At 45.2% G+C, this 10,521-nt stretch carries 6 protein-coding genes; 2 read left to right on the top strand and 4 right to left on the bottom strand.

Annotated features, from left to right (window positions below; genetic code table 11):
- Nucleotides 1-232: 232 nt before the first annotated feature.
- A complete protein-coding gene (locus CXF70_RS07365; RefSeq protein ID WP_101802106.1) occupies nt 233-1,600 on the top strand; it encodes a YjiH family protein in 1,368 nt (455 codons plus the stop codon).
- 47 nt (nt 1,601-1,647) lie between these two features.
- On the opposite strand, the gene CXF70_RS07360 is transcribed toward CXF70_RS07365, so the two are convergent.
- Nucleotides 1,648-2,592 (bottom strand): L-threonine 3-dehydrogenase, encoded by a 945-nt coding sequence (locus CXF70_RS07360; protein ID WP_084244130.1) that lies wholly within the window; start codon nt 2,590-2,592, stop codon nt 1,648-1,650.
- Between the two features lie 233 nt (nt 2,593-2,825).
- Between CXF70_RS07360 and CXF70_RS07355 the strand changes: the two genes are divergently transcribed.
- Nucleotides 2,826-3,458 (top strand): hypothetical protein, encoded by a 633-nt coding sequence (locus tag CXF70_RS07355; RefSeq protein ID WP_101802105.1) that lies wholly within the window; start codon nt 2,826-2,828, stop codon nt 3,456-3,458.
- Nucleotides 3,459-3,497: 39 nt separating this feature from the next.
- On the opposite strand, the gene CXF70_RS07350 is transcribed toward CXF70_RS07355, so the two are convergent.
- The 3 genes from CXF70_RS07350 to CXF70_RS18340 form a co-directional block, all read right to left on the bottom strand.
- A complete protein-coding gene (locus tag CXF70_RS07350; RefSeq protein ID WP_101802104.1) occupies nt 3,498-4,688 on the bottom strand; it encodes a glycine C-acetyltransferase in 1,191 nt (396 codons plus the stop codon).
- Nucleotides 4,689-4,782: 94 nt separating this feature from the next.
- On the bottom strand, nt 4,783-6,900 hold the full coding sequence (locus tag CXF70_RS07345) for an immune inhibitor A domain-containing protein (RefSeq protein WP_101802103.1): 2,118 nt from the start codon (nt 6,898-6,900) through the stop codon (nt 4,783-4,785).
- 396 nt (nt 6,901-7,296) lie between these two features.
- Nucleotides 7,297-10,461: a hypothetical protein gene (locus CXF70_RS18340; RefSeq protein WP_199172801.1), complete on the bottom strand. Its 3,165-nt coding sequence runs from the start codon at nt 10,459-10,461 to the stop codon at nt 7,297-7,299.
- Nucleotides 10,462-10,521: the final 60 nt, after the last annotated feature.

The following is a 10,521-nucleotide window of genomic DNA, read 5'->3' as shown; positions in this document are numbered from 1 at the left end:
GTGTCCAGACTCCAGCGCCCAGCCCCTCGAGTCGCTTCAGCCTTGCCGTCAATGGCAAAAACGCCATTACCGTCAAGGCTTCCAGCGCTTGTCAGAGCTAAACGGGCGCTTGCGCTTTTCTATTGTTATCAGATAAAATAAACAATATTACTGAAAGCGTTCTCGCGGGGAAGAATGCTGTATAATCAGTAATTAGAATGTGTTTTTATGCATAAAGAAAAGGGGAAAATCAATGAAGAAGTTTTCAACATCAACATGGCTCTTATTTTTACTTCCTTCCTTACTGGGTATATTGCTGTTCCTGATACCTGTACCAACCACAAACGCTGATGGCGATACGGAATGGATGGTTACCATCGCAGTGCTGGCTAACTGGCTGGCAGATAACATTGCGTCATTCGTCCCATGGATCATGCTGGTCCTATTATCGATTGCAGCTATCGGGTCATTGGTATACATAACCAAAAAACCGAATACAGATGAAGACGTTCCATTTTTCGACAAACTGTTCAATGTAAGCCTATTTTGGACCATTACACGTGTTTTGGCTGCCATCTTCGCTTTCATGGTTTTATTCCAGGTTGGGCCAGAAGCAGTGTGGAACGAGAATACAGGCGGACTTCTCCTGTCAGGAGACGGATTGTTATCATTCCTGTTCACAATCTTCCTGTTTGCGGGACTGTTATTGCCGCTATTGATGAATTTTGGACTTCTGGAATTCTTCGGCTCCATGATGGTTAAGATCATGCGTCCGCTGTTCCGCTTGCCAGGCCGTTCTTCTATTGATGCTCTTGCTTCGTGGGTTGGCGACGGAACAATCGGCGTACTTTTAACAAGTAAACAGTATGAAGACAATCGTTACACTCAGCGCGAAGCCGCTATTATCGGAACAACATTCTCAGTCGTATCGATCACATTCGCAATTGTCGTAATCGGCGAAATCGGTCTGGCAAGTTATTTCCTTCCGTACTACGGAACTGTAATTCTTGCAGGTATCATCCTTGCATTGATCATGCCGCGCATCTATCCGTTGTCCCGCAAACCGACGACGTTCATCGACGGTTCTGAGCAGGAATCCCAAACGGAAGATGTTCCTAAAGGATATAATGTCGTTTCACACGGCATGGAAAAAGCGCTTGAAAAAGCGGATCGCAACCGTTCAATCAGCAAATTCTTTGAAGACGGCTTCAAGAACGTCCTGGATATGTGGATCGGGGTTGCTCCAGTAGTTATGGCATTCGGAACGATCGCTTTGATCCTTGCTGAATATACACAGCTGTTCGCCATCCTTGGTGCACCATTCGTCCCTTACCTGAACTTGCTCGGCATCCCTGAAGCAGCAGATGCGGCACAATTGATGGTAGTCGGATTTGCGGACATGTTCCTTCCGGCGATTCTTGGCTCAGGCATCGAGTCTGAATTGACGCGCTTCGTCGTAGCAGCGCTTTCCGTTACTCAGCTGATCTACTTATCGGAAGTCGGAGGAATCTTGCTTGGTTCGAAAATCCCGGTCAATATCCTTGATTTGATCATCATTTTCCTTCTTCGCACAATTATCGCATTGCCGATCATTGCCGGAGTTGCCCATCTTTTATTCTAATAACCAAAGAAAATGCCATCCGCGATTGCGGATGGCATTTTTTCGATTCAGGCATTTTGTAATTTCGCTTTTAATTTCTCCAACATGTCTGCTGTCATTGCATCCAGATCATAGGCTGTCTTGAAGCCCCATTCTTTTTTCGCTGCGGATGCATCGATGCTGTCCGGCCAGCTATCAGCGATGGCCTGACGCGCTGGATCTACATCATAATTCATTTGGAATTCAGGAATGTGCTTGCGGATTGAAGCCGCAATCCCTTCCGGCTCGAAACTCATAGCCGTCACGTTGAACGCATTGCGATGTTCAAGTTTTGCAGGATCCGCTTCCATCAAGTCAACGATTGCCTGAAGGGCATCCGGCATATACATCATATCCATGTATGTGCCTTTATCGATATAGGAAGTATAGCTTCCTTGCTCTAGAGCTTTATAGTAGATATCAACCGCATAATCAGTCGTTCCGCCGCCGGGCTGAGCCACGTAAGAGATCAATCCCGGGAAACGCACACCGCGTGTATCGACGCCGAACTTCTGGTAATAATAATCGCACAGCAATTCGCCCGCAACTTTATTGACGCCGTACATGGTCGTTGGGCGCTGCAATGTGTCCTGCGGTGTATCCATTTTTGGTGTCGAAGGGCCAAATGCACCGATCGAACTCGGTGTAAAGAATTGCATGCCCAGTTCTCGGGACGCTTCCAAAGCATTGACCAGGCCGCCCATATTCAGATTCCAGGCGAGCAGCGGCTTTTCTTCCGCTGTTGCCGACAATAACGCCGCCATATGCATCATCGTATCTGCACCGAAATCCTTGGCAAGGTCGTGCATTTTCTGCGCATCGGTTACATCCAGGATTTCAAATGGACCGCTTGTATCAGTAGAAGGACGGATATCCGTAGCCAACACGTTTTCAGCTCCGTATATTCCACGCAATTTCCCGGTCAATTCCGACCCGATTTGTCCCAAAGCACCCGTAATCATAATTCGTTTCATTTTATAAGCTCCTCTCGAATAAAACATATGTCCTCTGCAAAAACACAATACAACCCTTAAAAACATTGATTTAACAGTATTCACTATACCGCCATTATAAATTGTTCCCTTAAAAAACACAATGACTTTAGAGATGTCCAGCCGTAAATGTTTTTTGCTATACTGTTAGAAAGCCTGTATGGATCGTGTTTCAGTTTAAGTTGAATTATTTTATTTTTCAGTGGAGGTGGATAATGAAGTCATTGCGATTGTTAGTGCTTTTTCTTCTGGGCATGGGCGTCACCGGTTTTTTATTGTCCATCGATACACCACGCTGGCTCGTATTTGCCGTCGTAATAATTTTCTATCTGATTTTGATGGTGCTCCCGGGAATTTACATTACTTATTTTTCCAACTCACTGCGGCAAATTGAACGTTATGTTCACCGTAATCGGCATAAAGCCATCTTCGCTTTCCCTTATGCGCTTGGACATGGTGATGACCGGGATGTCGAAAGGTCAATCGAACGGATCTTGACGCTGCATAAACAGCAGGCGATGCAGTCAATCTATCGTACTTTGCTGGCAATCTATCGGGGACAGCCTGCGATTGCGGCACAGCATGCGGCAGCGATTGACCGTGAACCATTGCGAAGTTATTATCTTGCCCACATCGCTGCTTCTTCCGGAGAATTCCAGCGTGCAGCTGAGCTGAGCAGCCGGATTCAGGAACCTTGGATGAATCATTCGATTGATGCGCTAATTGCTTTTGAAAGCGATGACAGCAACTTTCCTGTCCATGTGGAGAAAAGTGTTAAGGCAGCGCGCGGCATTCAAAAATACACCTTGGAAAAAAGCTTTAATCGGATGAAAAAACCTTTGCCATAGAAAATCGCCCCGCCGGAATTTCCGGCGGGGCGATTTGTATTATTTTATGATGTTAAGTTCTTTGCCGACTTTTTCATAGATGGCAATTGCGTCATCAAGCATTTCTTTTGTATGGGCAGCGGTCGGCATGTTGCGGACGCGGCCTGTACCTTTTGGAACTGTCGGGAAGACGATGGATTTTGCATAAACGCCTTCTTCGAACAGGCGTTTTGAGAATTCCTGAGTCGTTTTCTCTTCGCCGATGATGCATGGTGTAATCGGCGTTTCGGATTCCCCGATATCAAAGCCGAGTTCTTTCAAGCCTTTTTTCAGGTAATCACCGTTTTCCCACAGCTTATCATGCAATTCAGTCGAATCGATGATCATCTGGATTGCCGCTGTAATTGCTGCAACGTCACCAGGTGTCACTGCAGTCGAGAACAGGAACGGACGTGACCGGACTTTCAGCCAGTCGATCAGGTTCTGTTTACCGGCTACATAGCCGCCGACAACTCCGACAGCTTTTGATAAAGTACCCATTTGCATGTCGACTTCTTTTTCAAGCCCGAAATGCTTCACAGTTCCTTTACCTTTTCCGGTAACGCCTGAGCCATGCGCATCATCCACATACGTGATCAGGTCGTATTCTTTTGCAATTTCCACGATTTCCGGTAATTTCGCAATATCGCCGTCCATCGAGAAGACACCATCTGTAATGACCATTACTTTATTGTATTGGCCGGATTCAGTCGCTTCTTTCGCTTTAGCGCGAAGATCTTCCATGTCCGAGTGTTTGTAGGCAATGATTTTTGCTTTAGACAAACGGCAGCCGTCGATGATCGACGCATGGTTCAATTGATCCGACAGAATCGCATCATTTTTATCCATGACAGCGGAAATAGCAGCCATGTTGCAGTTAAATCCTGATTGGTAGGAAATCGCCGCTTCTGTCCCTTTGAATTCAGCCAGTTTTTCTTCCAGCTTCACATGAAGGTCCAATGTTCCGTTGATTGTGCGTACTGCGCCTGCTCCAACACCGTATTTATCAATTGCTTCTTTAGCAATTTTTTTCAAATCTTCGTTTGTTGCCAAACCAAGATAATTATTCGATGACAGGTTGATCAGATCTTTTCCACGCACCTGGATTATCGGTCCGTTCGGTCCTTCAACCGGGTCGATTTCATTATATAAACCCTGCTCTTTAAGTTCGTTAAGATTCTCGTTAAGGAAAGCATCCAATTTTTTCGACAAGTTAATCTTCCTTTCGTATACCTGAATTCTTCTACCTTCCTATCATAACGCAATTTTACCCAAAAGAAAAAGCGGACCGCAGTCCGCTTTTTAATCAGTTTTTGCTTTTTCCATTATTCTTGCCTTTGCCTTTGTTCGGGTTGTCCACTTTGTATTGAACTTCATAAGTGAACTCCTGCGCTTCTTTTTGACCTTCTTCAGCTGCGTAAGAAGTGATCATCTTCACATTGCCTTCACGAAGTACATTGCGCAGATCCAATGCATCTTCTTCAGTTACGTTGAATGGATCAATATGGAACACATGCTGCTTGCCGTTTTTCTTCGTTTGGATGAATGTCGTTGTGAAGTCGACATATTCACCTTTCAATTGGCCAAGTGACTGGAATGCTTCTGTCGAAGATCCGTCATTTGAGAAATCGCCAAGCTGTACATCTTTCACAAACCAGCCTTCTTCATTTGAGCCCCAGTCCGTCAAGTTGCGGAATGAAACCAGTACATCCTGTCCAGCATAAGCTGAAAGGTCAAACGTTTCTGTAGCCCAGTCGCCATTTGTTCCTGTGAATCCTGGTACGTTCTCTTTGATTGTCGGGTATCCTTCTTCAACTACATCACTGCGCGTGTTTTCATTTTCAAGCGATGTCCACGTTTCGCCGTTGTCGGTTGAAACCTGTACCATGCCGAAATCCCATTGTTCTTCAATGTCATAGAAATGGTCGAACGTCAGTGTCGGGTTTGCCGCTGGTACAGTTGCTCCGAAGATCAATGCCTGGTCCGCTTCGTCACCATTGTTCGCATGAAGAACCTGTTCACCAGAACCTTTAGGGTCTGCAACTGTGCTCCACTGCAATGGAAGGAAGTCTACGCCGTCAAATTCAAGACCGCGCACATCTTTTCCGAAGTTGAATTCTTTAAAGTCGCCGCCCCATGCCGGAACGCCTTCTTTTTCAAATGTTAACGCTTTTTCGAAATCGACAGTTTTTCCGCGTACGCCATCGCCAACCGGAAGTTCACGCAAGTCGATGCTGTCGAAGTTGTAGTCGCTGCTTACGTCAGAGTTGTCCAGCGTCAATGCCGTCATGAAATTCTGATAGACTTCAGTGAACGTTTTATTGGTGCCGTAACTTTGAAGTACTTTGTCTACGCTTGCCATACCTTGGCTGTCGCCGTCAGTTGCAAGTTCACGGATGAACTCCTGGCCGAATTTGTCATACATATAAAGTGTGAACAAGTAAACTTGCCCATAATCAGCGATTGTTTCCGGACCTGTTGCCGCTGTTCCATGCTCATCCCAGTTTACAAGCGAATTTTCCGGGTGATCCAAATAGAAGTTGATAGATCCTTCACCGTGTCCGTATCCTCCAAGATATTCAGAGAACGTTGACATCCCTTCGTTCAACCAGGTTTCTTCAGATCCATCATTATCAGCTTGGATCAAATGCTGAAGCTCATGGATTGTTGTTCCGAAGAAAGTATTTTCAAGACGTGTTTCCCATGAATTCGTATCGATTGTGATGATGTTGCGGTCTGTATAGTTTTCAAGTGTCTGCCAGAAGAAACCTGCTACGAAGAAAGGATATGATGGATTGTTCCAGCCTTCATCCTGCACGTTATCAACGAGCATGATCACTTTATCAGAACCTTCATAGTACCCTTCAGGAAGTCCAACCATTCCCGGAAGCGGTGATTTCGATCCATCCAAAGAATCTGGCGTTCCAAAGAAATCAGTTGCTACAGGATAGATATTGCTGTCAAACTCAGCTTTCAGTTTATCTACTTGCTCTTGTGTAACCACATCAGCCGGTTTTGGATTGTCCGGTCCGTATGCGAGGTCGTTCGCTACCCAGATTTCAACATTGTCGCCAATGCTGCGCAGTGTGAACTCTTTAAAGGAAAGATTGCGGTCAAGGAATAATTTCGTTCCATGATCTTCAGTAAACGCACCGTCAGCTGCAGTTTCGCTGCCGTCTGCAGTTTCGTCATCCAAAGCACCAGCTTGCGCTTTGATCTTAGCTTCTGCTTCTTTTTGGAATTCAGCGTCATTTGAAAGCTCGTTCAAACTTTGGTCGATATCGATTCTATCGCCGTAGCGAGCTTCATTCCAGTCGGATGTTGACGGTAAAGCTTCTGTTGGTGCCGCCAAGGCCGCCGGCGCCATTAAAGATAACGTTAATGCACTTGCTGATAAAATAGAAACCCACTTGCTTTTAACCATTTATTTTTTCCCCTTCCAAACTTATCAGAATTTTATTACTTGTGAAAATCTTAACACGTCTGATAATTCAGAAGAATAGGGTATATAGATTATTTCGATACCCGAATCATTAGTTATATGGTATAGGTATTTTTCCCAAAGATACCTAAATATTACCTACTTACCCATTTATGAATAAATTAAAAAAACCGTCATATAGGTGCAAATCCCACTTTCAACAATATCCGCTGACAAATATATGCTATCCTTCTGACCGTAACTATAACAATGATGATGATGCTCGAAAATCTTTCAGTTATTTCAAGCCGACAGTCAGCATATAAACAGTTTTTGATAAAAGTGCTCAATACTATATTCGAAAGCACAAGAAAAAGGACCCCCTCAAGGGCCCTTCTTTCATTCTGCCTCTTCAAATAATTCCTGAAGAATATAATAGGACTGTTTTAAACGCTCTTGCGTTTGCGGCAGAGCCCATTCTTCCCACGAATAAATTCTGGTATCATCAAAGCCCATCGTTTCGGACTCGCCGCCTTCCCTTGCAAGAACAGCAGCCATCTCAATTCCTTCAACCTTCCGGCTCGCTTCGATGCCATCTTTTAAAAGATCTCCTGTAAATTCTTTTTTAGCAGGGTCCTTGGCATTCAGCAGCATCCATGGAATACGGATTTCCAGGACACCGGTTTCAGCTGAATAATAATAGTCATTCAATGAATCGTAGCCTTCATGATCAGGGCTGGCTATACCAAAACGCATTTTGCCTGTTTCGTAATAATCGAACGGAACCACTTCACCTGTATCCGGCCGTGTAAACGCCTTGTTCAAGGCAAGTCGGATGGGATGGAATGTCTCTTCGATATCCGTCTCTGCCGGAATCATGTCCAAGCGGGTATGATAATCATAATAGAAGGTATCATAGTCGCCAGCCACCTGCATGGCCGCCTCTTCCCCTTCGATTGCCAATTCGAAATCCGCCAGGAACTCATCTGCAACGGTGATTCCTTCGTCTTCACGGACACTGAAATATAAACGGAATGCATCTTCTTTCCACCAGTTTTCTTGCGGATCGAATTCAGCTTTCACATATACATAACGTTCATCAGAATCCATCGACAGCGAACGCAATGCACCTTCTTCTTTCTCATAGAGCACTGAATCTTCCTGCCAGTCATCTACACCGTCCACCTTCACTTTGTGGCGGTCAAAGCTGAGCAGCCCGAATTGCTGTTCATTTGTCTGTGCGTTCGACCAAAACGGACGTTCATTCGGATTATCGTAATCCATCGTGTTCCAGGTCCGCTTGAACCACTCATCCTGCCATGTAAATACCAGTCCGCCAAGCAGACCTTCCTGCAGAATATCCTCATACAAATGACTGACAATCTCTCCCTGTTCCCGCTCAGAAATAAATCCTTGATTCCAGCCGAACGGGTTTTCATGGGTCATGCCGCGGGATGATGGAACACCAAACTCAGCAATCAAAATCGGCATGTCATGGGATTCGTTCAGATCTCTCAGATAACCGGCGTAATTATTCCGCTCACCCCGGTGGTCGATGAATTCGGTATATTTCTCTTCCAGATTAAGAAATTCAGGATAGTATGGATAAACATGATAAGAAGCGAACATTCCCACTTCTTCCAATTCCCCTTTTGTTCGGATGTGGTTTGGATCAACCGTCGCCATATCTTCTTCCTCACTCGGTTCAGCAGGCTGCTCGATATTGTCTGTCGTCACCCAGTTTGTAAAACTGAGCGGACGCATGCTTGAGTAATTATCGTATTCATATACTGCCAGCGTGTCCAATTGCTGCGCAAGCCAATATTCCATCGGGTTAGCGCCGGCAGTTTCGATATAAGTGCCGGAAAAGTCACCGAGATCTGGATATTCGAGATTCATTTCATGGACAGTGAAAGGGTACCATTCAATGCCGATCATCCAGCCAATGACATAATCAGATATATCTGCTGTATATGTGCCATAGGAATGTCCCGGCTTCTGCTCAATTTCCGCATTGCCGTGGACCACATCAACTACTGTTTTCATTTCCTGCTGGAAGGTTTCTGTAATTTCCGGTGTAAAAGCATCCAGCGTTTCTTCGAGTGGACCTTCATCAATCCAGACTCCGTGATATAAATACAACGGTGCTTCCGCTGTTTTATTGTATTCAGCAAATGCTTCATAAAAAGCTGGCGGGTGAATCGTGTATACTCGAATGGCATTGGCGTTCATTTCCCCGATCGCCTCAAACCACCTGTCATACTCGTCCCTTGTAATCGCTGCTTCTCCAGGGAACGTACCAGGTTTGGCCATTCCCATATTGACCCCTTTAATGGTGAAATCCTTCCATTCGCCATCTTCGAACACTTCAAACCTGTCGCCTTCCACTCTTGCCGGATACTGGATGCCTTCTTTCGAAGCGGCAGTCGAAACTTGCTCAGTCTCCTGATTTTCTTTCTCATAACTTTCGGCAAGTATTGTCTGCATGACAGGCACATAGGTCCGCCAGTAAAAACTGTCGGCTCCGTCAAACGCATCTGAAGATAAAAAGGCCTTTACCTTTGCAAGACCGCTATATTGATAGAAAGACGGGACATTTTCCACGTCTACGAAGTCGCCTGCAAAATAATACACATCAGAGCGATTGACCGTGTTTTTCAATATAGCCGGAAAGTTTTCCGGAATCCCTTGCTCCGCGAGAATTCCCTGCCCCTTATCTGATAGCTGCCAATCATATTCCGCAAGAACTTCAGCTCCTTTGGCTTCGTTGATATCGAACCAATAGCCGAAAGCCGGGCTGTCAGACAGATCAAAAGCTTCTCTTCCTGTCTCCGTAAAACTGACCTGCAGTCCTTCTTTCATAATGTCGCCCTGTTCTTCGGAAAGAACGACAATTTTGCCGCTTTCATCTTCGACCAGTACAAACCCGCCGCCAGTATATTGCCATTCATCGTCTTGTTCATAATTATCGACAATCCAAGCCGGCACTTCTTCACCAGCTGTCAAATCAGGAAAATACCTGCCTGTCCAGCCGCTCCATTCAAGTCCCAGGAATTGTTCCATGTCAGCTCTTACAGCCTTTTCTGTAGGTGAAGCCAGTGTGTTGAACTCCACGATCAGGTCACTGCCGGCGTCCATCACACGCTGCTTTACAGCCTGCCATTCATCCATCTGCAAGCCACCGTAAATGAGTTCGGCTCTTTCACCTTCACCTTCCTGCCAGGGGAGATCTCCTTTATAAACTCCATATGTATCCGCCAGGTAGATCAAATCGTAATCGGAATCCAAAGTGTTTATTTCATTGATGCGATATTCTGCAGCCTTTTCGTCCGGCATAAAGCCATAATAATCCGAATCAGCCTCGTAAACTGTTCCATCTTTTTTCTTATATCCGTCATGGTTCAGCACCCACGACAACCCTTTATGTTCACGATAATTTTCAACAGGTACAGTTTTGTCTATGATCGCCACTTTTAATTGTTTCTGTTCTTGAGCTGTCCAGATTATCAGTGGCAAAGCGAAAATGGCAATAATAACGATCGCTCCTAGAAGCGTTTTTTTCATGATGTCCCTGCTTTCATGCTTATTTAATTTCCTTTGTCATTATATAACAATAAATAAATG

Source organism: Planomicrobium sp. MB-3u-38 (assembly GCF_002836425.1).
In the GTDB taxonomy this organism is placed as follows: Bacteria; Bacillota; Bacilli; order Bacillales_A; family Planococcaceae; genus Planococcus; species Planococcus okeanokoites.
The sequence above is the reverse complement of the archived record's forward strand: the minus strand, read 5'-3'. Positions and strand labels throughout refer to the sequence as shown.

What these genes read in the sequence shown, in the direction of transcription:
- CXF70_RS07355 (WP_101802105.1), top strand. Translation starts at nt 2,826, where the DNA reads ATGAAGTCATTGCGATTGTTAGTGCTTTTTCTTCTGGGCATGGGCGTC.
- CXF70_RS07360 (WP_084244130.1), bottom strand. Translation starts at nt 2,592, where the DNA reads ATGAAACGAATTATGATTACGGGTGCTTTGGGACAAATCGGGTCGGAA.
- CXF70_RS18340 (WP_199172801.1), bottom strand. Translation starts at nt 10,461, where the DNA reads ATGAAAAAAACGCTTCTAGGAGCGATCGTTATTATTGCCATTTTCGCT.
- CXF70_RS07365 (WP_101802106.1), top strand. Translation starts at nt 233, where the DNA reads ATGAAGAAGTTTTCAACATCAACATGGCTCTTATTTTTACTTCCTTCC.
- CXF70_RS07345 (WP_101802103.1), bottom strand. Translation starts at nt 6,900, where the DNA reads ATGGTTAAAAGCAAGTGGGTTTCTATTTTATCAGCAAGTGCATTAACG.